19 protein-coding genes are annotated in these 21,446 nt (G+C 42.7%); 6 read left to right on the top strand and 13 right to left on the bottom strand.

Translation table 11 applies throughout. The annotated features are described in order from the left end of the window. Positions 1 to 57 precede the first annotated feature (57 nt). Together gmhB and LPA49_RS10950 are read right to left on the bottom strand one after the other, a co-directional pair. Positions 58 to 618 (bottom strand): D-glycero-beta-D-manno-heptose 1,7-bisphosphate 7-phosphatase, encoded by a 561-nt coding sequence (gene gmhB / locus LPA49_RS10955; protein ID WP_036970962.1) that lies wholly within the window; start codon positions 616 to 618, stop codon positions 58 to 60. Further along, a complete protein-coding gene (locus LPA49_RS10950) occupies positions 618 to 1,676 on the bottom strand; it encodes a glycosyltransferase family 9 protein (protein WP_065978003.1) in 1,059 nt (352 codons plus the stop codon). Before LPA49_RS10950 ends, gmhB begins: the two co-directional genes overlap by 1 nt. A 125-nt stretch (positions 1,677 to 1,801) precedes the next feature. Here LPA49_RS10950 and LPA49_RS10945 point away from each other — a divergent pair, with 125 nt between their 5' ends. Then, positions 1,802 to 2,524 (top strand): 3-deoxy-D-manno-octulosonic acid kinase, encoded by a 723-nt coding sequence (locus LPA49_RS10945; protein WP_036970968.1) that lies wholly within the window; start codon positions 1,802 to 1,804, stop codon positions 2,522 to 2,524. On the opposite strand, the gene hldE is transcribed toward LPA49_RS10945, so the two are convergent. The 3 genes from hldE to LPA49_RS10930 are packed head-to-tail and all read right to left on the bottom strand — an operon-like array spanning position 2,514 to position 6,014. Next, on the bottom strand, positions 2,514 to 3,953 hold the full coding sequence (hldE, locus tag LPA49_RS10940) for a bifunctional D-glycero-beta-D-manno-heptose-7-phosphate kinase/D-glycero-beta-D-manno-heptose 1-phosphate adenylyltransferase HldE (RefSeq protein ID WP_036970970.1): 1,440 nt from the start codon (positions 3,951 to 3,953) through the stop codon (positions 2,514 to 2,516). The genes LPA49_RS10945 and hldE overlap by 11 nt on opposite strands. Beyond that, complete coding sequence (locus LPA49_RS10935) at positions 3,953 to 4,543, bottom strand: SIS domain-containing protein (protein ID WP_036970972.1); 591 nt, start codon at positions 4,541 to 4,543, stop codon at positions 3,953 to 3,955. The genes hldE and LPA49_RS10935 overlap by 1 nt, the downstream gene beginning before the upstream one ends. 28 nt (positions 4,544 to 4,571) lie before the next feature. Then, complete coding sequence (locus LPA49_RS10930; protein WP_230236537.1) at positions 4,572 to 6,014, bottom strand: capsule assembly Wzi family protein; 1,443 nt, start codon at positions 6,012 to 6,014, stop codon at positions 4,572 to 4,574. Between the two features lie 165 nt (positions 6,015 to 6,179). Between LPA49_RS10930 and waaA the strand changes: the two genes are divergently transcribed. Continuing rightward, positions 6,180 to 7,451: a lipid IV(A) 3-deoxy-D-manno-octulosonic acid transferase gene (gene waaA / locus LPA49_RS10925; RefSeq protein WP_036970976.1), complete on the top strand. Its 1,272-nt coding sequence runs from the start codon at positions 6,180 to 6,182 to the stop codon at positions 7,449 to 7,451. 28 nt (positions 7,452 to 7,479) lie between these two features. Then, positions 7,480 to 8,001 carry a DUF1415 domain-containing protein gene (locus LPA49_RS10920; RefSeq protein WP_036971769.1) on the top strand — a complete coding sequence of 174 codons (522 nt, stop codon included), beginning with the start codon at positions 7,480 to 7,482 and terminating at the stop codon, positions 7,999 to 8,001. A 36-nt stretch (positions 8,002 to 8,037) separates the two neighbouring features. Here LPA49_RS10920 and LPA49_RS10915 read toward each other — a convergent pair whose 3' ends face one another. The 5 genes from LPA49_RS10915 to LPA49_RS10895 all read right to left on the bottom strand — a co-directional run bounded on the left by LPA49_RS10915 (position 8,038) and on the right by LPA49_RS10895 (position 15,386). Then, positions 8,038 to 8,373: a YdbL family protein gene (locus tag LPA49_RS10915; protein WP_036970980.1), complete on the bottom strand. Its 336-nt coding sequence runs from the start codon at positions 8,371 to 8,373 to the stop codon at positions 8,038 to 8,040. Between the two features lie 9 nt (positions 8,374 to 8,382). Further along, entirely contained in the window at positions 8,383 to 8,565 is a 183-nt protein-coding gene (locus LPA49_RS10910) for a YnbE family lipoprotein (protein WP_036970983.1), read from the bottom strand. After that, the gene (locus LPA49_RS10905) at positions 8,558 to 11,035 is read right to left on the bottom strand and encodes a YdbH domain-containing protein (RefSeq protein WP_230236534.1); all 2,478 of its coding nucleotides are present in this window, start codon (positions 11,033 to 11,035) and stop codon (positions 8,558 to 8,560) included. Before LPA49_RS10905 ends, LPA49_RS10910 begins: the two co-directional genes overlap by 8 nt. 147 nt (positions 11,036 to 11,182) lie before the next feature. Continuing rightward, positions 11,183 to 15,067, bottom strand: a complete 3,885-nt coding sequence (purL, locus tag LPA49_RS10900) for a phosphoribosylformylglycinamidine synthase (protein ID WP_074988843.1) — start codon at positions 15,065 to 15,067, stop codon at positions 11,183 to 11,185. Positions 15,068 to 15,218: 151 nt separating this feature from the next. Beyond that, entirely contained in the window at positions 15,219 to 15,386 is a 168-nt protein-coding gene (locus LPA49_RS10895) for a hypothetical protein (RefSeq protein ID WP_162898011.1), read from the bottom strand. A 320-nt stretch (positions 15,387 to 15,706) separates the two neighbouring features. Here LPA49_RS10895 and mltF point away from each other — a divergent pair, with 320 nt between their 5' ends. Both mltF and LPA49_RS10885 read left to right on the top strand, forming a co-directional pair. Further along, positions 15,707 to 17,182 carry a membrane-bound lytic murein transglycosylase MltF gene (mltF, locus tag LPA49_RS10890; RefSeq protein WP_230236532.1) on the top strand — a complete coding sequence of 492 codons (1,476 nt, stop codon included), beginning with the start codon at positions 15,707 to 15,709 and terminating at the stop codon, positions 17,180 to 17,182. A gap of 103 nt (positions 17,183 to 17,285) precedes the next feature. Next, complete coding sequence (locus LPA49_RS10885) at positions 17,286 to 17,459, top strand: hypothetical protein (RefSeq protein WP_162898022.1); 174 nt, start codon at positions 17,286 to 17,288, stop codon at positions 17,457 to 17,459. Here LPA49_RS10885 and tadA read toward each other — a convergent pair whose 3' ends face one another. Further along, positions 17,460 to 17,957 carry a tRNA adenosine(34) deaminase TadA gene (gene tadA, locus LPA49_RS10880; protein ID WP_230236530.1) on the bottom strand — a complete coding sequence of 166 codons (498 nt, stop codon included), beginning with the start codon at positions 17,955 to 17,957 and terminating at the stop codon, positions 17,460 to 17,462. Between the two features lie 230 nt (positions 17,958 to 18,187). Here tadA and LPA49_RS10875 point away from each other — a divergent pair, with 230 nt between their 5' ends. After that, positions 18,188 to 19,492 (top strand): inosine/guanosine kinase, encoded by a 1,305-nt coding sequence (locus LPA49_RS10875; protein WP_036970992.1) that lies wholly within the window; start codon positions 18,188 to 18,190, stop codon positions 19,490 to 19,492. Positions 19,493 to 19,498: 6 nt separating this feature from the next. Here LPA49_RS10875 and glsB read toward each other — a convergent pair whose 3' ends face one another. Further along, positions 19,499 to 20,419 carry a glutaminase B gene (glsB, locus tag LPA49_RS10870; RefSeq protein ID WP_230236529.1) on the bottom strand — a complete coding sequence of 307 codons (921 nt, stop codon included), beginning with the start codon at positions 20,417 to 20,419 and terminating at the stop codon, positions 19,499 to 19,501. 92 nt (positions 20,420 to 20,511) lie between these two features. Next, the gene (gene rpoH, locus LPA49_RS10865; RefSeq protein WP_036970997.1) at positions 20,512 to 21,375 is read right to left on the bottom strand and encodes an RNA polymerase sigma factor RpoH; all 864 of its coding nucleotides are present in this window, start codon (positions 21,373 to 21,375) and stop codon (positions 20,512 to 20,514) included. Between the last annotated feature and the right edge of the window lie 71 nt (positions 21,376 to 21,446).

Below are 21,446 nucleotides of genomic sequence, written 5' to 3'. Positions count from 1 at the left end.
ACTGTTTGTAGTTCGTCGCACAACCTAAATTAGGCGCGGTAGATAGGAAAAAACTGGTCATACCTGCTGTAAGTGTAAAATCAAATTAGGTAATTCAGCTAACGAGTCGCATACATAGTGCGCATGCTGCTCCGTTGACTCTGCATAACTTTGTCCAGAGCGCACTAAAACACGCGTTGCCACATTGGCTCTTTCGCCAGCGAGTAAATCACCAAGCTTGTCACCAACCATGATACTTTGAGCGGGATCTATGTGGTGCTCTTCAATCGCTTGCAACAACATGCCAGGCGCTGGCTTACGGCATTCACATTCTTGTAAATAGGCAGGCAACGCTTTACTTGGATGGTGTGGACAAAAATAGACATCTAGAATGTGTACGCCGTGTTTTAAAAACTCATTTTTCATCCATTCACTTAAGTGGTGAAAATCTTGCTCTGAGTAATAGCCTCGACCAATTCCAGATTGATTCGTCACGATGATAATTTCATAACCCGCATCAGTGAACTTTTTACACGCCGTAAAGACCCCTGGCACAAACTCAAAATCATCTGGCTTGTATACGTAACCATGGTCAATATTTACAACACCATCGCGGTCTAAAAATAGCACTTTACTCATCACAATTGCTCTTTTAATAAAACAAGATCAAACATTAAAGTAACCTCTTCAACACGTATCTGCGACATTAAATCTGCACCTTTAACGCGTGTCCCCCACGGCAGCTGGTCTGCTGTTTTACCTGTTTGCTCAAGTAAGTTTTGGTGATAAACCTCAACAACATAATTTTGATATAAATAAGGCCCCGTGCGTTTTGGATTTGAGTGAGCGTATAAACCTATCACCGGTGTACCCACTGTAACGGCCATATGCGCAGGTCCTGTATCAGGCGCAAGCACTAATGAGGCACGCTTTAGCACACACAACAACTCTTTAAGCTGAGTTTTACCAACTAAGTTGAGTACAGGCACGTGACTGTGCGCAATAATTTGCTCAGCCAGTTCATTTTCAAGGGGTGTTGGCCCCCCCGTAATCACAACTGAGAATCCTTGATTATGAGCGTAATCAGCGAGCGCAGCATAACGTTCAGGAAGCCAGTTACGCTCTTTTTTACTGGCCGCAGGTGAAATAACAAAAATACGTCCTGCTAACCGCTCAGTACCGAGTAAAGTATCTGCCGTATGTTGATGAGCATCTGTTATTGGCATCTGCCAGCTAGGCTCATACTCTGGTACACCGATTGCTTTTGCAAAACCTTGGAACCCTTCAAGAACATGTGCTTCTGCTTGAGCTGCAATTCGCTTATTGATAAATAGGCTATGTAATTCTTTTGAACGTGCCCAGTCAAAGCCCACTTTAACTTTAGCAGGTATACAACGTGCAGCAAGATTAGCTCTGAGCGCTACCTGCATATGAAGTAACACATCAAACTTTCGCCCTTTAAAGGTTTCTTTAAGTTGTTTGTATGCTTGCTTACCCTGCTTTTTATCAAATACAACAAACTCAACACCCGGTAAATCAGCAAGCAGCATCGCTTCCACTTTACCAATAACCCAAGTGATTTTCGCATGAGGATGCGCTTTTTGAATTGCTTGCACCGCCGACACCGCATGACATACATCACCAATAGCCGAAAGCCTTAATATACAAATATCTGAATAGGAGGTTGATTGAGTCACGTGCACCCTTAGCAACAGCAAATAATAGGCGATCTTAAATTAACCTGATGCTATTGCAAGCACTTATGCGAAAAGCTAAAAATGCGGTACTATATAGCTATTCACTGTTTATATTTTAAGTTGTTATGTTCGACATTCAGCATCTGCAAAATTCGACCCTTTTGTGCCACCCTGCATACACTCAGATGCTTACATATGACTGGTTTGATGCTCACTTTTGGCAACAACAAAATAAAATAGTTGGCGCTAAAAAAGGCCGAGCAACGGCCTGGTTTTTTAAGCATGAACAACTGACTGGTGTATTGCGTCATTATTGGCGTGGCGGACTCATAGGCAAACTATTAACAGATCAATATGTGTATGTCGGCTTAGAGCACACGCGGGTTTACAAAGAGTTTTCGTTGATGATGCACTTAACTGAGTTAGGCTTAAATGTGCCCACACCTATCGCTGCAAAAGTCACACGAAGTGGTTTTATTTATCGAGGCGATATTATCACCGAGGCAGTAAAAGGAGCACAAAGCCTTTTAGATATTTTGGTGACTCGCCCGTTAACTCATGACGAATTAAAGAATGTGGCCACAACGCTCAGTGAATTTCATAACCGCGGTGTTTATCACGCTGATTTGAATATCAATAATATTTTATTTGACGAAGCGGGTAAGGTCTTTATTATCGATTTTGACCGTGGTGAAATAAGACAGCCCGAAATTGCGTGGCAACAAGAAAATATTAAACGCCTTGCCCGTTCATTTGCCAAAGAACAAGGCCGTAATGAGATAATGCACTGGCAACAAAGTGATTGGCAGTCACTGTATTGTGACTACCAAGCATTGCTTAAGATTTAATTTTGCTGATGACGTTAGACGTCGAGCAACCATTAAGGAACTCAAGCACTTCAACTTTACCGCCATGGCGTAATACATGGTCTGCACCCGCAATTTGATCAACCGTGTAATCACCCCCTTTCACCAGTACATCGGGGCTAATTTGCTCGATGAGCTTAGCTGGCGTGTCACTCTCTTGTGCACTACCAAATGGAATTACCCAGTCAACCGATGCAAGCGCACTGAGAACCATAGCCCGCTCTTCAAGCGGGTTTATTGGACGTTCAGGTCCTTTAAGGCGCGTGATTGATTCGTCATTATTTAAACCAACAACTAAACGATCGCCTCTGGCTTTTGCCTGCGCTAAATAGCGTACATGACCTGCGTGTAGAATATCGAAGCAGCCATTGGTAAAGACAATTTTCTCGCCATTTTGTTTTGCAAACTCGATATGCTGCAACACATCTTCAAATGGCGTTTGATAATGCTCGCCGGTTTGCTGTAAGTACTGACCCAATTTACGACTCAATTCTTCAGGAGATACCGTCGCTGCGCCTAGTTTACTTACGGCAATACCCGCTGCAAGATTAGCAATTTCAACGGCATCTTTAGGTTGCATGCCAGCGCCTAACATCACCGCTAATGTAGCAATTACAGTATCTCCGGCACCAGTAACATCACTGACTTCTAATTGCTGCGCCGCAAAGTCATGCTTCTCAGTTTGACTGATTAACGACATTCCTTGCTCTGAACGAGTCAATAACATCGCCGCAACGCCCGCATCTTCAATAAGCTGGCGCGCACTCTCGGTTAAGCTTTGCTCAGACTCAGTTTTACCACCAGCCAGCTTAAATTCATTCAAGTTTGGCGTAATATAGTCGGCACCACGATACAAATTTAGATCCGATGATTTAGGATCAACAAGAACCGTTTTACCTGCATTTTTAGCCACTTGGATCATGGCTTGAATTAAGCTTAGTGAGCCTTTGTTGTAATCAGAAAATAGTACAAAGTCATAATCATCTAACACTAACTCTAAACGATTCAAAAGCAACTGGCTGTGTTGTTCAGTAAAGGTTTCTTCTAAATCTAGGCGCACCACTTGCTGATGACGACTTATCACGCGCATTTTAGATATGGTGGGTAAATCACAGACGCTAACAAGCTGCGAATCAATTTTCTCAGAACTCAAAATAGTTTCAAGAATTTGCCCGCTCTCATCTTCACCAACAAGCCCTAATAAACCGACCTTACCATCTAAACGGGCAATATTTTTAGCCACGTTTGCAGCGCCACCCGCTTTGTCTTCAAACTTACTGACTTTAACTACGGGCACCGGGGCTTCTGGTGAAATACGACCCGAGTCACCATGCCAGTAACGGTCTAGCATCACATCACCAACAACTAAAATTCGCGCTTTAGATAAGTTTTTAAGTAACGCTAAATCCATTACTGTTGCTCCGCTACAACCATATCAATGGCTTCACATAACCAGTGACCGATAAACATATGTGCTTCTTGAATGCGTGCTGTTTCATCGTTTTTAATGATAATTGGCAGCTTCGCGATATCTTTCACTTTACCGCCGTCACGGCCAGTTAAAGCCACTGTGAAAGCGCCTATTTCATTAGCCGCAGCAAGCGCAAGATTAATATTAGGGCTAGTGCCTGAAGTCGTTAAGCCAATCACTAAATCTTCAGGTTTACACAACGCCTGAACTTGGCGTTCAAACACAGTATCAAAATGATAGTCATTACTGTGCGCCGTTAAAATTGACGTGTCAGTTGTCAATGCGATTGAAGCAAGCGGCCCACGCTCTAACTTATAACGTACAACAAACTCTGCCGCTAAATGCTGCGCATCGGCGGCACTGCCACCATTACCAAACCAAATTACTTTACCACCTGCCTGCAAAGCGCTGTGGCATGCTTCAAGTAATTGCATCACCTCAGGATGATAAGTTTCCATGGTCTCAAACAGCATTTGATGACGATTTAAACTTTCTAGGTAGCTTGCCGCTACAGAATCAAGATTAGACATATAAATTCCTTAAAAAAAACGGCTAGACCTACCAGTATACTGCAACAGATAGCCAAGTATAATTCTCACCAAACACATCTTCGCCATAAGTCAGGGTGGTTTCGAGTGTATGTTCATTCAATTGACGCGTATTGCTCAGTTGAAGTTCAATGGCACTTTCGTATTCTTTACTATAACCGCCAATATCATAATGGTAGTTACTCTCATTTTTAATGCTCGATAATTTCGCTACCCATAAAGAGCTCAAAGACTCTAAGTAGCTCAGCTCTAATACATGAGTTTGAGATGGAACACCATCTCCGAAATAGCGTTGATCCGCTGCAAAATGTCCTACGACAAAACCATCAACGGTATTTCCAGAGGTTGGATAAATATAATTTTTATACCAAAAACTGTGCATATTTGTATGTTCATAACGTAACGCAACGGTATCCGTTATTTGTGGGAAGAAAGCACCGATGCTGTAAGCAACATTGCCAAATTGGTAATTTTGGTGCTCTTTTGTGTCTTCGCCACCGTACTCAAAATACAACTCGGTTGGAAGGCCAAAATCAAAATTTATAGTACTAGTGATAGATGCAAACTGATCACCTAGCTCACTATCTGGCCCACCTGCAAGCTCGCCATTATCATTACCCGCAGGGTCAAAAAAAGCCTTAAAAACATCGCTAGCATTTACTTCTCGAGGACCACCACCAAATTGCATCATACGGTTGATGCCAATTTTCCAACCACTTAGGGGCTCTATACTGAAATGCGTACCAGCAAGCTTTGGCGTGCCGCTATGCAGCTCCCCTTGATATAAAATACCGTTTTCGACATGCTCTAATTCAGAATAATACAGCTCAAAGTCAAAATTCCACCAATTATGCGCAGGTTGCACCATACCTAATGAAATAGAAGGGGCTGTTTTTGCATTAGTAGAAATAATTTGAGCTGAATGTTTAAACGGTGAAAACCAATGTTCTTTATAACCAACATTCAGTTGTAAATCATCTCCAGCAAAACTTACAAAAGTATTGTAATTCACAAATTTATTTTGCTTGGCTCTGTAATCAACACCAACTTGTACTAAGGTATAATCGTTTGCACGCCAAATACCTTCAAAAAAGCCTTGGCCCCACTCATCTGAGCTTAAACCACGTTGATTAGCAATTTTCTTCGTAGTATCACCATCGACCTGAAATTTTAGACCCACACGCGTAATAGCATCTTCACGCTGATAGGGTTTAATCTTAGTGCGGATCGCTGCAGCCAAACTTGGCGCTTTATTTTCAAGTTCATTAAGTGCGTATTCTACCTCAGCCAAACGATATGGCTTCGTCATAGGTGTGCCTGAGGTTAATGCAAATAAAGTATCTAATTGATGATCAAGCTGTGCATCCATGCCAATCGGTATGTAAGCGGTGGGTGTTGCCAATAAAGGAGAAGAGCAACTGAGTAACACGCTTATAGCCGTGGCTTTTATCATTTTAAATTTCATAACTATAAAGACTAAATATAAAGTAACTGAAATACTACCAAATTAGCGGCGACGAAACACTTAAAACTCTGCAAGATAACCCTTTTTAACATTTTATATTTAGCTCGATTGGCTAACACGCTATCATAATGTTTTACACTGATAGGCTAACCAATGGCACGTATTTTATATTCTCTCATTTTATACATTCTTAGCCCGCTTATTATTTTCTACCTTTACGCTTTGCGTGGAAAAAAAAATAAAGGCTACCGTGCGCATTTTACACAGCGTTTTGGTGTTTCATCATTACAACAGCATGACGTGGTTATACATTGCGCGTCTGTTGGTGAGGTTTTAGCAGCAACGCCACTTATCAAGGCGCTGCAACAGCAAAATTCGCAGCTAAGTATTTTAGTAACCTGTAATACACCCACTGGTCGTGAGCAAATAAAGAACAACTTTAAAAATACGCTCAGTTGCTGTTATTTACCGATTGATTTCCCGTGTGCCACCAGCCGGTTTTTAAAGCGAATTAAGCCTCGCGTCCTGTGCATTCTGGAAACAGAGTTGTGGCCCAATTTAATGGCGCAATGTAAAAAACGCAATATTGAAGTACTTGTTTTAAATGCGCGGCTTTCAGCTAAGTCGCAGCAGGGGTATCAAAAAGTGATGCCTTTAACAAACGTGATTATGAACTCAATTAGCGCCCTTGCCAGTCATAACCAAGATGATGCTAACCGTTTTATTGAGTTAGGTTTAGCGCCGCAGAAGGTGCGTGTCTTTGGCTCAATTAAGTTTGATATAACCCCCACGCGCGCGCAATTAGATAAAGTCGCCGCTCTTAAAAGCGAATATAACAACGCGCGCTTTATTTGGGTTGCAGGTTCAACCCACCCAATTGAACATGAGCGTGTTCTAAGTGCACATCAGCAGTTGCTCAGTGTAGTACCCGATGCCCTGTTAATTATAGCTCCGCGTCATCCTGAACAATTTGATAAAGTAGCATCACTCCTTAAACATTCAGACATGACTTTTAGTCGTCGCAGCGAGAATAATTATACGAGCCAACAAGTCGTTCTTGCCGATACCTTAGGTGAACTACAATGCCTGTATGGCGTTGCTCGCATAAGCTACATTGGCGGCAGTTTAATTGAACGAGGTGGCCATAACCCACTCGAGTCTGCGGCATTTTCAGTTGGCGTACTAGCAGGTCCTCACACGTATAATTTTGACCATATTTACCCTGAGCTTATAAACGCTGAAGGTGCTAAAACAGTTAACAATGAACAGCACCTTGCCGAAACACTTATCGCTTTAAGTGCCGATAACGAGGCCCTCGTTAAGTTAGGTCAACAAGCCGCAAAATGTGTTGTTAATAATCAAGGTGCTATTCGTAAAACAGTGCAATTAATTGAGCAATTTTTAGAGAAACAACGTGAATCATAACCTGCCAAAAAGCCGTCCCGAACTACAAATGCGCGAATGGGTATCAAGTGTCATTGTAAAATACAACTTTTGCCCATTTGCCCGTAAAGAAGTAGAAAACAACTGTATTCACTATCAAGTCAGTCCGTCAGTAACACTAGATGATGCTGTCATGGATATGCTTGAGCAATGCACGGAACTTGACCACAATGAGCAGCGCGAAACAACTTTACTAATGTTTGAGCAAGGCTTTAGTGATTTTGACGAGTTTTTAGATTTGGTCGACCTAGCCAACGCACTACTAGTTGCACAAGGCTTTGAAGGGAAATATCAAATCGCTAATTTTCATCCCGATTATGTGTTTGCGGATAGTGATGAGACAGATGCTGCAAATTATACAAACCGTGCTCCGTACCCGACACTTCATTTAATTCGTGAAGCGAGTATGAGCGAAGCGCTCGCCAACTACGATGAGCCTGAATCTATTCCTGAGCATAATATTAAACTTGCAAGACGCAAGGGTATCGACTTTTGGCAGCAGCTGTTAAAAAGCTGTATTGATAAAGGCTAAAGCCAGCTTTCGCTGGCTTTTAGCACCTTTAATAGGTTATTTTTTTACCCATTGACCATTCACTTCAATATAGTGACCAGGTTTTGTTTTTTCAATAGTTTTTGCGGCCGCCAATGCCTCTACTTGCGCTAAAGATAAATTGTTCTTTTTGGCAAGTTTCAAGTATTGCTCTTTACGCTTCGCATTGATTTCATCAACAACGGCTTTCGCTTCACTGTTATTGACGACTAATCCGAGATAACCAGAGCTATCTTCACCCACAAATCCTTGGTTTTTAGCCTCATCTAGGCTAATAGCCCAAGCAGAAAATGATAAACAAACAGCACTGATTAAAGTGATCACATTCAATTTTTTAAGTTGGAATTTACGCATGTTTGCTCCTTAGAATAATTCGCTGTCGTCACTGAATAACGTGTCGAGTTCTTTATCCACTTTAACGCGGATTTCGTGATCAACTTTCACATTTAAGTTGATTGTAATCGGTTCTTTTGCTGCTACCTCAACGCGGTGTGTGCAAGCACTTAACAAACCGACGGCTGTTAGCATTACTAACCATTTAGCCATTATTGCTTCCTTTTTTTGCATACTCTTTCTCAACCTTTTGAGTAATCTCATCACTTAAACGCAGTGCTCTTAATAACGTAAACACATTTTCCTCATGATTATAGTTAAAATTAACGGCTTGCTGCTGTTTTTCATTAAAGCCTTGTAAGTTAACACCTAAGTGCAGCCACCCATCCGGTTTAAGATCAACACTGCTTTTTAATTGTTTAATATCTAAATTCTCTAACAAGCTAAGCGTGGTACTTAGTTCTTGTTGCTGTGCTTTTACCGCTTCAAAACCTGCATTGTTAGTAATCAATAATTTACCATCGCCTTGATTAACCAGCTGCCCTTGCTTAACGGCAATGCCCTGCTCATTTATAATGACAGGCAAGGTCCCTGCTAAGCGCCCAGATAAACTAATACCAGACTCCGCATCCAGCGTTACCAACTTGCTGGCGTCGATGTTTTCGAACTTAATCATTGCAGTTTGGCTTGTTGCAAGCGGGCAAAATTCATTCACAACAAATGCTCCCCCCATCACAAGACCAGTGACATTTGATGTACATGGCTTATTTGCGTCAACCTGTAATAGGCCTTGTAATTTTGTAACCACAGCACCTGCACGCAGTTCATTAAGTGTAAATTTAGTTGGGGCAATATTAAGCTGACCTGAATTAAACTCCGCCTTCACCTGAGTGTTAAAATCATTAGCGAGATAATCATTATAAAGCGCACTGAGCTTAGCAATGCGGATATCCCCGCTTGCCTGCAGTAAGTTTACGTCACCTTTTATAAAGCCCGAGATAACGCCATCGGTTAACGTCGCTAATGGCTCAAACTGCTTTAAAATAGGGTTGAGTTTTGACATAGCTTGTTCAGGTATCACCAACTCAAATGGATGAGCAACCTTAGACATATGATGTGTTATCAGCGCTTCAATACCGTCGACAAAAACATGGTGCGTTGCCTGTAATGCGCGACTTTGGGTTGCATTTGACACCACAGACAAATTCGTTAATGTCAGTTTAGGAGTCACTAGCTTAGCTAATTTACTGGTCGCGCTAATATCAGCAAATAACTCTCCCACACTTAAATCACTCTTCACTGTGAGCTCATTTGTTAGTCCCGACATCTGCATATCTGAATAGGTCGCTGACTTTATAGCACTATTGAGTTTCGCTGTTACGTTCTGTGAATCACTGAGATGCACGTTTATTTTAGTTTTTAAATCAGTCACTTTCGCATCAAAAACTTGAGCTCTTTTAACGGATATATCAGCATTGAGATTACCCGCTATAGGACGAGTAAGTATATTCTCAAGCTCTACTTCACCTTTGATACTCACGCCATCCGCTAGTACATCAATAAAATCAGGCAGTGATGCCATTGAAAGTTGAAATTCAGAGTTAACGCGCCCTACTTCAATACGAGCCTTCAACATTAGCTTATCTATCTCGTCACTGGTGAAATTTACTACAGCGTGTGAGTAAAGCGTTTTAAGGGGAGCATCTAGCGCTAATTGGGTATTTTTAAACACCAATTGGCCTTGTTCATTACTTGAAGTCAGTTCCAACTCGGGTAAAGAAAGCTGCTTTTGTTGCAGCGCAATGGGTTGTGTAAACTGCACATGCCAAGTAAGGGGGGTGTGTGCTCGTGCAAACTCTTGGTATTGCTGCTGTTCGATTTTATCTAAACAAATAGGTGAAACAACGACTTGACTCTTTAAACCACTCAAATCAGCAGTGAGCTGTTGTTGATTGAGCTGAAATTCAGCCGTTACTTGGCCACGGCTCTGTGCGCTAAAATCACAGTGTTCAATGCTTTGCTTATTTTGCTGATACTGATGTTCATGTTGATAATCGGCAGTAACTGAGCTGGCCACATTGAGTGTTATGCCATCGAACTTAATCTGTAAGTCAGTCGAAAAATGGGCATTTTTTGGCAGCGCAATAAACCTTCCGGCAAGTTCATCATTAAGCATTATATTGGTGACTATCTCACCACCAGTAACCGTGACATCCGCATTAATATCACGGCTGACTGTAAAGTGATTTAAGCGATTTTCTTGCACGGTGACTCTAACCGGCTCGGCGCTAAAACCCGACGAAATATCAAGCTGCTCAATATTTATAAGCGGTCTTTGCTTTGGAAGGTCTAAAGCAAGTTTTTTTAATTCTGTACGCTGATTGTCGCTTTTTGATAAGGGGCTATTGATCGTAAGGTTGGCACGAGAAATGATAATTTGCTGCTTATTAGCACGTATACCCGCAACTTCTAATTGCTGACCTTGATAACTCAAACACAGCTTTTCGACCTTTAAATCAAGCTTTCTTGTTAGTGACCAATCAATACAATGCAGCTCAATGCCATTAGCACTCAGCACAGGCGTTAAGTACCATGAGGTCAGTGGTAATCTAAAAATATAGGCAAGCAGAAAAACCCCGAGCACTAAACCTAACAAGCCTGTAATAGCACGTTTAAACTTCAAAAAACTCTCCTTGCCTTTGCTCTCGCTTCTCGCTTCTCGCTTCTCGCTTCTCGCTTCTCAACCCATTATAAACAAAAAGGCTGCACTTAATAGTGCAGCCTTTTTAGTTTAACCGGTTTATATGAACCTAAGTAGATTACTTAAACTCTACCCCACGTTTTTGCGTGCGTTGCGGAACATACGCATCCACGGGCTGTCTTCTGTCCACTCATCAGGGTGCCATGAGTTCGCTACTGTACGGAATACACGCTCAGGGTGAGGCATCATAACCGTTGCACGGCCATCTGTAGACGTAATACCTGTGATACCCTCTGGCGAACCGTTCGGGTTAGCTGGGTATTGCGTTGTTGGGTTACCGTAGTTATCAACAAACTTCACAGCCACAGTGCCTGACTCAAGCGCGGCTTTTACTGCATCGCTGTTAGCAAACTCAGCATGACCTTCACCGTGAGAAACAGCGATTGGCATACGAGAACCCGCCATACCATTAAAGAATACCGATGGGTTTTCTTGTACTTCTACAAGGCTAAAACGTGCTTCAAAACGCTCTGACTTATTGGTTACAAAACGTGGCCAGTGCTCTGTGCCGGGGATCAACTCTTTCAATGTTGAAAGCATTTGACAGCCATTACACACACCTAAGCTGAATGTATCTTCGCGGTGGAAGAAGCTTTGGAACTGCTCGCGAGCCATCTCGTTAAATAAGATTGACTTAGCCCAACCTTCACCCGCACCCAATACGTCACCGTAAGAGAAACCACCACATGCCACTAAGCCTTTAAACTGCTCAAGTGTTAAACGACCTTCAAGAATGTCGCTCATGTGTACGTCTACCGCTGCAAAACCTGCGCGGTTAAATGCCGCAGCCATTTCTAAGTGAGAGTTAACACCTTGCTCACGTAAGATAGCCATTTTCGGTTTTGCACCTGTTGCAATGTAAGGTGCAGCTACGTCTTCGTTTAAGTCGAAGTTTAATTTAACGTTTAGACCTGGGTCTTTGGCATCAAATTTTGCATCAAACTCTTGCTTAGCACACTCTGGGTTATCACGACGTGCTTGCATTTGGTAAGTGGTTTCTGCCCAAATTGTACGAAGCTCTGTGCGTGTGTGATTAAGCACGACTGCATCACCGCGAGTAAATACCACACGGTCATCGGCATTTAATGCACCAATTTCATGGCTAATAGCCGCTAAGCCGTGATCAGCAAGTACCGCTTTAACTGCGTCTAAATCTGCGTTAGCAACTTGAATTACTGCGCCTAGTTCTTCGTTATAAAGTGCTTCGATGTCTGACCCCGTTAAGCCTGCAAGGTCAACCGTTACGCCTGTGTGGCCAGCAAACGCCATTTCAGCGATTGTGGTAAATAAACCACCATCAGAACGGTCGTGGTAAGCAAGTAACTTGTTATCAGCAACAAGCGCTTGCATCGCTTCATAGAAACCTTTTAATAACGCAGGGTTATCAACGTCTGGGGTTACATCACCTAATTGCTTGTAAACCTGTGCTAGGCTTGATGCGCCCAGTCGGTTTTGACCCGCACCTAAATCGACTAATAATAGCGATGACTCACCTTTATCAGTGCGAAGCTGTGGCGTTACTGTTTTACGTACGTCTTCAACGCGACCGAATGCAGTGATGATCAGTGATAATGGAGCTGTTACTGATTTTTGTTCACCGTTTTCATCCCACTGTGTCTTCATCGACATAGAGTCTTTACCCACAGGGATCGTTAAACCAAGTGCCGGACACAGCTCTTCACCTACCGCTTTAACCGCTTCGTAAAGACCCGCATCTTCACCTGGGTGACCCGCTGCGGCCATCCAGTTTGCAGATAGCTTGATATTTTCAAGGCCACCGATGTTAGCACATGCAATGTTCGTTAATGACTCAGCCACCGCTAAACGTGCAGACGCACCATAGTTTAGAAGTGCAGCTGGCGTACGCTCACCCAATGACATTGCTTCACCGTGGTAAGTATCATACGTCGCAGCTGTTACCGCACAGTTTGCAACTGGCACCTGCCAAGGACCGACCATTTGGTCACGTGCAACTAAGCCCGTTACCGTACGGTCACCAATGGTGATTAAGAAAGTTTTTTCTGCAATCGTTGGTAAGCGTAATAAGCGCTGTGCTGCATCAGCTGCATCAATTGCCGTCACATCTAATGGCTGCGACTGTGCTTTTTTAGACTCAACTTCGCGGTGCATTTTTGGTGCTTTACCAAGTAATACATCAAGAGGAAGGTCTACAGGATTATTACCAAAGTGGCTGTCTTCAACCGTTAAGTGACGCTCTTCAGTGGCTTCACCAATCACTGCGAATTCTGCACGTTCACGTTTACAAATTGCCTCGAAACGTGGGAAATCTTCTGGCGCAACAGCAAGTACATAGCGTTCTTGTGATTCGTTACACCAAATTTCGTGTGGTGCCATACCCGGCTCATCATTCGGGATATCACGTAGTTGGAATTTACCACCACGGCCACCGTCGTCTACTAGCTCAGGGAATGCGTTTGATAAACCACCCGCACCCACATCGTGAATGAAAGCGATTGGGTTTGCATCACCTAATTGCCAACATTTGTCGATAACTTCCTGACAACGGCGCTCCATTTCAGGGTTTTCACGTTGAACAGAGGCAAAATCAAGATCTTCATTCGATTGGCCAGATGTCATACTTGACGCAGCACCACCACCAAGACCGATGTTCATTGCAGGACCACCTAGTGCAATAAGTTTTGCACCAACTGGGATTTCACCTTTTTGAACATGCTCAGAACGGATATTACCTAAACCACCGGCAAGCATAATAGGTTTGTGGTAACCACGTACTTCTTCACCGTTATGGCTTGATACTTTTTCTTCGTATGTACGGAAATAACCAAGTAGATTAGGACGACCAAATTCGTTGTTAAATGCCGCGCCACCTAATGGACCTTCTGTCATGATATCAAGTGCAGTAACGATACGACCTGGTTTGCCGAAATCAGTTTCCCACGGTTGCTCATAACCAGGAATACGTAAGTTAGATACCGTAAAGCCAACTAAACCCGCTTTAGGTTTAGAACCACGGCCTGTTGCACCCTCATCACGAATTTCACCACCAGAGCCTGTTGATGCACCTGAGAATGGCGCAATAGCTGTTGGGTGGTTGTGAGTTTCAACTTTCATCAAAATTTCGATGTTTTCTTGATGATACGCGTACTCACCTTCGTTATTCGGGAAGAAGCGACCCGCTACCGAGCCTTTCATTACCGCAGCGTTATCTTTATAAGCTGATAGTACGTTTTCAGGATTTTGCTCGTAGGTGTTTTTGATCATTTTGAACAATGATTTTGGCTGTTCGATGCCATCAATTGTCCAATCAGCATTAAAGATTTTATGACGACAGTGCTCAGAGTTTGCTTGTGCAAACATGAATAATTCGATGTCGTTCGGATTACGCCCTAACTTTTGGAAGTTTTCTACCAGGTAATCAATTTCGTCATCAGCAAGTGCAAAACCTTGCTCAACATTAGCTGTCGCAAGCGCTTCACGGCCACCACCTAAAATGTCAACTGATGACATAGGACGTGGTTCATCATGACGGAACAGCTTAGCAGCATCAGCCATCTCAGCGTGTGTTGCTTCTGTCATACGGTCATGCAATAACGCAGCAACGTCTGCAAGCTGCTCAGCACTTAACTGACCTTCAACATAATATGCAATACCACGTTCTACACGGTGAACTTGGCTCAAACCACAGTTGTGTGCAATGTCAGTTGCTTTAGATGCCCAAGGCGAAATAGTACCAGGACGCGGCGTTACAAGAATTAACGACCCTGCTGGTGTATGCTCGGCAATAGTTGGACCATAAGTAAGAAGCTTCTCCAGTTTAGTGTGCTCATCAGCTGAAAGCTCAGCAGTAAGATCAGCAAAATGCATGAATTCTGCATAAACATTGGTGACTGGAAGTTGCGCCTGTTGGCAACGCGCTAAAATTTTCTGAACTCTAAAATCGGAAAGTGCTGGTGCACCACGAAGGATCAACATAGGTATTTTCATCCGGGGTTAGGGATTGAACGATATTTTAGGCGCGTATTATATACCCAAACCACCTCAAAATGCGAGTTTCAGTTGGAATTAAACGCGATTTAGGCAAGGTATTGATTGCAAAGAATGGTCACCCCCTTATTAAAATCAATTACGCCGTATAAATCGCGTTTAAACCAACCCGCAGGGCGTTCCACAAAAACTGACTCTCGGCGTTGTTGCTTTTTACAAGGGAGTACCCTTGTTGCAAAGCAACGCCTTGATATTCAGCACCTGTGAAACGCTGAATTCTGTATTTTGAGGTGGTTTGGGTATACATCCCAGCCACCTCGAAATGCGAGTTTCAGTTGGAATTAAACGCGATTTAGGCAAGGTATTGATTGCAAAGAATGGTCACCCCCTTATTAAAATCAATTACGCCGTATAAATGCGAGTTTCAGTTGGAATAAAACACAATGAAAGCTGTTATAAAACTTCACGTTGATAGGCTCACCAGTCGTTATAATACAGACCCTTGTTATAGTTGATAAAATAACGATAAGGTCGTTCATAAGTTTTGTTAGTACTATTCGCCAAGTGACGCAGCAACGAAGTTTTGCTATAACGGTAAAGTAATGTATTAAGGGGCATTTATTTTTTATGCAAAAGTTACTCGCTATTTTTAGCCTAGTGCTCATGTTGTGCGCGTGTGATATGCAACAGCAACCATCGCAATTAGCGCAAATCAAAGCACAAAATAAAATTAGAATTGGCACATTAGCGGGTGCGAGTAATTATTACCAAGCCCCTCAAGGCGTACAAGGTTTCGAATATGAATTGGCGCAAGAGTTTGCTGACTACGTCGGTGTTGAGCTTGAAATGGTGCCATTTTTTAATTTATCCGACATGTTTGCTCGCCTCGAAAGTGGCGATTTAGATGTGATTGCATCGGGTCTTACCTACAATACAATTCGCGCGCAGCACTACCGATTCGGCCCGACTTACCGCACAATTAGTCAAAAGCTTGTTTATAAACAAGGGCATGTTCGTCCTCGTGAGTTTGCAGATTTAACAGGTAACCTAACCGTACTCGCCAAAAGCAGCCATTCCTTAGCGCTGCAACAGCTAAAGCAACTTCATCCCAATCTAACTTGGCACGAAACAGAAGACATGGATGAGGAAGAGCTACTACAGGCGGTGATTGATAATGAAATAGATTACACACTGGCTGATTCACACACGTTATCGTTGTTTAGACGCTATCACCCTAATTTGAGTATTGGCTTTTCAGTAACAAGAAATGACCCAATAGCTTGGCTACTCAGAAAAGATGGTGATGATTCTTTATACGCTTTGATGGTGCCTTTTTTCGGCGAGGTAAAACAAAATAATCAGTTATACGTCCTCGAAGAAAAGTATTTTGGCCATGTAAGGCAGTTCAATTATGTGAATACACTGGCATATATTGAGGCCATAAAAGAAACCTTACCCAAATACCAACCGTGGTTTGAGCAGTATGCAGGCAATATTGATTGGCGCTTGTTAGCAGCCCTCAGTTACCAAGAATCGATGTGGAACCCTAAAGCAAAATCGCCCACCGGAGTGCGTGGTATCATGATGCTTACACAAGCGACAGCAAAACAAGTGGGTGTAACAAATCGCTTAGCCCCAGAGCAAAACATCAAAGGGGGCGCCGAATATTTAGCTCAACTCATTTCATGGATCCCAGAACGCATCCCACAGCCTGATCGTACTTGGTTTGCATTAGCCTCTTACAATGTCGGGTGGGGGCATGTAAATGATGCGAGAATTATCACAGAACAAGAAGGCGCGAGCCCAGATAAATGGGCTGATGTAAAAAAACGCTTACCGCTGCTCATTAAAAAGCGTTATTATCGTCAAACTAAATACGGTTACGCGCGTGGCGATGTTGCCGTGAAGTATGTTGATAATATTCGCCGTTACTACGATGCTTTGGTTTGGTTGGATGAAAATGATGCGATTGCCAATCCAAGCACTGAAGAAAACATTGAAGAACAACCCGTCATTTCGCCTGAGTTAGATGAAAATACGGCTCAACCAGCTGACATTCAACAACAAACCAGCTCTGAACAGCAAAAGCCAGATAACAACTAGCCTAAAGCCAGAGAAACCTGTTTACTTGTCATCAAATGATCATTATCTTCTAGTATTGATGGAATGGACAATGTCATGCTTTACTCTCACTTAAGGAGCACACATGTTAAAAAGAAGACGTACCACACATAAGTTCAAACGGAATGTTATCTATTCGACAGCGACTCGCCGTCGTATTATGTTACGCAATACCCACAAAAAAGTTATTTGGCGTCGTCGTTTATTCGCGATGCAATTAATGGAAGCACAGGAAACTCCTGCAACGCCAGTTGTTTAACTAGGCGTTGCGAGCAGCGAGTTTAGCCGCTTTTTTCTCTTCTCTGCGGCGTTTAAAAAATGCCGAAATTACAGCCCCACATTGCTCAGCCATTATCTCACCGGTTACTTCAACCTGATGATTAAGACGCGGTTCTTGCAGTAAGTTCATAATAGACCCAGCCGATCCTGTTTTAGCGTCTTTTGCGCCGAATACCAGACGCTTAATTCGGCTATGAACTAATAGCCCTGCACACATAGAGCAAGGCTCTAAAGTGACATATAAAGTGCAATCAATAAGCCGATAATTATTAAGTACCTTACCTGCTTCACGAATAGCCATCATTTCGGCATGAGCAGAAGGGTCGTTATCAGTAATTGAGCGATTATACCCATACGCTATTAATTGATTGTCTTTGACTAATACCGCCCCCACAGGAATTTCATTAATGTTTCCCGCCTCATTTGCATAAGCGAGGGCTTTTTTCATCCAGTATTCGTCGCTATATTGTTCGCTCATAAATCACACAAAACTTGTAAACTGCCAGTAATTATACCTAGTTAGTCGATAAAAAGGGTGATAATTAAGACTACACTAAAAAATTAAAGTAAATTTTAATGGCTTTATCATGGCTCAATGAACCTATATTGCGCTATAATCTCGCGCTTTTTTTATTTAGCTAATAGCAATTCAACTAGGTAAATTTGTTGATTTACACTTTGCAATTGATATCAATACACGGGTAGCAAATGAAATTTCCTGGACGCCGCAGGCATAAACATTATTTTCCGGTGGAAGCCAAAGATCCACTAACAAATCAACTGAACTCAACCGAGCGGCTACAACGTAGTTATATAACGGGTATCGATCAAATAGTTGTCGATATTGAAGCGAAAGTTGATCAAGCTTTCCTCGATGAATTTCAATTGCGCCGTGGCATGTCACAGGTAATTGATAGCGACATTACCAATGCATTATATGACCGCCTAAAGCTTGACGATATGATCGATTACGAGTTCGCAGGTGGCACCATCGGTAACACGATGCATAACTACTCAACACTTGCTGATGATCGCTCTGTGTTGTTAGGTGTAATGAGTGAAAACATTAAAATTGGCAGCTATGCGTACCGTTTTTTATGTAATACATCAAGCCGGGTTGATCTAGATTATTTACAACCTGTTGATGGCCCAATTGGTCGCTGTTTTACACTGATTGATGAAACTGGTGAGCGCACCTTCGCGATAAGCGCAGGTTTAATGAATCATCTACGTCCTGAATCAATTGATAAAGAGTTAATTGAAAATTCATCAGCACTTGTGATCAGCGCATATTTAATGCGTACCCAAGGTGATGAAACCATGACAGAAGCAACTATGCAGGCAGTTAAATATGCCAATGATGCAGACGTGCCAGTGGTATTGACTCTAGGCACTAAATTCTTAATTGAGCAAGACCCTTCATGGTGGGCCGACTTTGTTAAAAAGCATGTCGATATCTTAGCAATGAATGAAGAAGAAGGCCTTGCGATTACAGGCTTCGAAGACCCACTTCTTGCGGCAGATAAAGCACTTGATTGGACCGATTTAGTGATTTGTACTGCAGGTGAAAAAGGCTTGTTTATGGCCGGTTATGTTGACGAGCAATTTAAACGCGAAACAGAGTACCCGCTGCTACCAGGCGCAATCGCTGACTTTAATCGCTATGAATTTTCGCGTGCAATGAGAAAAGACGATTGTCAAAACCCAATCCGTGCATACAGCCACACTGCCCCATTTATGGGCGGCCCTGATAGCATTAAAAACACCAATGGCGCGGGTGATTGCGCACTCGCTGCTGTGCTACATGATTTATCTGCAAATGTGTATCACAAGCTTAATGTTGCTAATTCGGCGAAACACCAGCAACCAGCGATGACTTACTCATCACTGGCGCAAATTAGCAAGTATGCCAACCGTGCGAGTTATGAAGTTCTCGTACAGCACTCTCCGCGTCTATCGCGTGGTTTACCTGAACGTGAAGATTGTTTAGAACAAGTATACTGGGATCAGTAATACTCATTAAAAAATCGAAATATCCAGTTTCTGGGATAAACGCTCAAGGGCGGCTATCCCAGCCACTGAGTTACCGTATGAGTTTAAACGTGGTGCCCACACAGCAACTGTAAACTGATTAGGTAAAACGGCTAATATTGTGCCCGATACCCCTGATTTTCCGGGCATCCCAACACGGTAACCAAAATCTCCCGCCGCATCATATAAACCACTGGTAAACAGCAACGAATTAAGCTGCTTATTTTGTCTTGTACTCAGTACTTTATTACCCCAGGTGTCTTTACCTTGGTTTGCAAGATAATTATACGCTTTAGCGAGCTCCACACAGTTAAGCTCAATGGCACAAAAATTAAAATAAGCCCACAAAACATCATCGACTTCATTATTAAAATTACCAAATGATTTCATTAAGTGTGCCATAGCGGCATTACGATGACGAAACTCATACTCTGAATTAGCAACTTTTTTATCTATCACAACCGATGGATTGCCTGACAGTTGACGAAAAGATTCAAGCATCGAGTGCATTGGCGCTGAAAGTCGGCTGTATAAGGCATCGCAAGTCACGATGGCTCCAGCATTAATAAACGGGTTTCGGGGAATACCCTGCTCAAACTCTAGCTGAGTGAGCGAGTTAAATGCAGTACCAGAAGGCTCTTTGCCCACGCGTTGCCAAAGTTCATCACCATAACGCTGCAGTGCAAGCGTTAATGTCATCACTTTAGACACAGACTGAATGGTAAAGCGAGCACGGCAATCACCAGCGCAAAAAGTGTGACCATCGACAGTATGAATAGCAATTGCAAATTGGTTTGGTTCAACATCCGCAAGTGCAGGAATGTAGTCTGCCACTTTGCCTTGACTCAATAATGGCTGAACTTCTTTGGTAATTTCATTAAGTACGTGTTGGTAATCAGTATCTGGCATACTGTATCCTTAAAACAGAAAACCCCGCATTTGCGAGGCTTTATAGTAGAGATAACTCTGAAGTCCGAGCTCTTAATTAGCTCGTGACTCCATTAGCTCATGGCTGTTTGCAGTTTTTTCATCGCTGTTTTTTCTAGCTGGCGAACACGCTCTGCTGACACGTTATACTTTTCAGCAAGCTCTTGCAGTGTTGCTTTATCATCAGCTAACCAACGAGCACTTACGATATCTTGCGAGCGTTCATCAAGCGTTTTTAATGCACTAAATAAACGTGCATGCGACTGTTCTTGCCATTGCTGCTCTTCAATATCGTCAGCAAGGTCAGCACTGCCATCAGTTAAATATTGTACTGGCGAGTAGGTGCTTGTAGGTGCATCGTCATTGTCGTCACCAGTTAAATCAAAGCCCATATCTTGGCCACTCATACGCGATTCCATCTCACGTACTTCTTTTTCACTAACCCCTAGCTCGTTAGCAACAGTGCTAACCTCGGCTTGGTTAAACCAACCTAAACGTTTTTTGTTTTTACGTAGATTGAAGAATAGTTTACGTTGCGCTTTTGTCGTTGCAACTTTCACGATACGCCAGTTTTTTAGTACGTATTCATGAATTTCCGCTTTAATCCAATGTACAGCGAATGAAACTAAGCGTACGCCGACGCTCGGGTCAAAGCGTTTTACAGCCTTCATTAGACCGATGTTACCTTCCTGAATTAAATCAGCTTGCGGTAAACCATACCCTGAATAGCTTTTTGCAATGTGAGCTACAAAACGAAGGTGCGACATAATGAGTTGCTTCGCAGCATCAAGATCACCTTCTTCCTGAAGACGTGTCGCTAACTGCTTTTCATGCTCGGCATCAAGCATTGGAATCGTACTGACAGCTTGAAGATAGCCGTCCATACTCGCGCTTTGTTGACCTGCAGTAAGTGCCATTGCGTATAAATCTTTACTCATTTTTCACCTCAGTGATAAACATTTGAAACCATCTTAGCACTCTTTAAGCGAGAGTGCTAACTTCAATTAAA

It is taken from the genome of Pseudoalteromonas sp. MB41 (genome assembly GCF_020966275.1).
GTDB classification, from domain to species: Bacteria; Pseudomonadota; Gammaproteobacteria; order Enterobacterales; family Alteromonadaceae; genus Pseudoalteromonas; species Pseudoalteromonas lipolytica.
Note: the sequence above shows the minus strand (reverse complement) of the source record. Positions and strands in the feature narration are given on the sequence as shown.

What these genes read in the sequence shown, in the direction of transcription:
- LPA49_RS10915 (WP_036970980.1), bottom strand. Translation starts at nt 8,373, where the DNA reads ATGCGTAAATTCCAACTTAAAAAATTGAATGTGATCACTTTAATCAGT.
- LPA49_RS10895 (WP_162898011.1), bottom strand. Translation starts at nt 15,386, where the DNA reads ATGTATACCCAAACCACCTCAAAATACAGAATTCAGCGTTTCACAGGT.
- purL (WP_074988843.1), bottom strand. Translation starts at nt 15,067, where the DNA reads ATGTTGATCCTTCGTGGTGCACCAGCACTTTCCGATTTTAGAGTTCAG.
- gmhB (WP_036970962.1), bottom strand. Translation starts at nt 618, where the DNA reads ATGAGTAAAGTGCTATTTTTAGACCGCGATGGTGTTGTAAATATTGAC.
- hldE (WP_036970970.1), bottom strand. Translation starts at nt 3,953, where the DNA reads ATGGATTTAGCGTTACTTAAAAACTTATCTAAAGCGCGAATTTTAGTT.
- LPA49_RS10945 (WP_036970968.1), top strand. Translation starts at nt 1,802, where the DNA reads ATGTTCGACATTCAGCATCTGCAAAATTCGACCCTTTTGTGCCACCCT.
- LPA49_RS10875 (WP_036970992.1), top strand. Translation starts at nt 18,188, where the DNA reads ATGAAATTTCCTGGACGCCGCAGGCATAAACATTATTTTCCGGTGGAA.
- waaA (WP_036970976.1), top strand. Translation starts at nt 6,180, where the DNA reads ATGGCACGTATTTTATATTCTCTCATTTTATACATTCTTAGCCCGCTT.
- rpoH (WP_036970997.1), bottom strand. Translation starts at nt 21,375, where the DNA reads ATGAGTAAAGATTTATACGCAATGGCACTTACTGCAGGTCAACAAAGC.
- tadA (WP_230236530.1), bottom strand. Translation starts at nt 17,957, where the DNA reads ATGAGCGAACAATATAGCGACGAATACTGGATGAAAAAAGCCCTCGCT.
- LPA49_RS10930 (WP_230236537.1), bottom strand. Translation starts at nt 6,014, where the DNA reads ATGATAAAAGCCACGGCTATAAGCGTGTTACTCAGTTGCTCTTCTCCT.
- LPA49_RS10935 (WP_036970972.1), bottom strand. Translation starts at nt 4,543, where the DNA reads ATGTCTAATCTTGATTCTGTAGCGGCAAGCTACCTAGAAAGTTTAAAT.
- mltF (WP_230236532.1), top strand. Translation starts at nt 15,707, where the DNA reads ATGCAAAAGTTACTCGCTATTTTTAGCCTAGTGCTCATGTTGTGCGCG.
- LPA49_RS10885 (WP_162898022.1), top strand. Translation starts at nt 17,286, where the DNA reads ATGTTAAAAAGAAGACGTACCACACATAAGTTCAAACGGAATGTTATC.
- LPA49_RS10920 (WP_036971769.1), top strand. Translation starts at nt 7,480, where the DNA reads ATGCGCGAATGGGTATCAAGTGTCATTGTAAAATACAACTTTTGCCCA.
- LPA49_RS10910 (WP_036970983.1), bottom strand. Translation starts at nt 8,565, where the DNA reads ATGGCTAAATGGTTAGTAATGCTAACAGCCGTCGGTTTGTTAAGTGCT.
- glsB (WP_230236529.1), bottom strand. Translation starts at nt 20,419, where the DNA reads ATGCCAGATACTGATTACCAACACGTACTTAATGAAATTACCAAAGAA.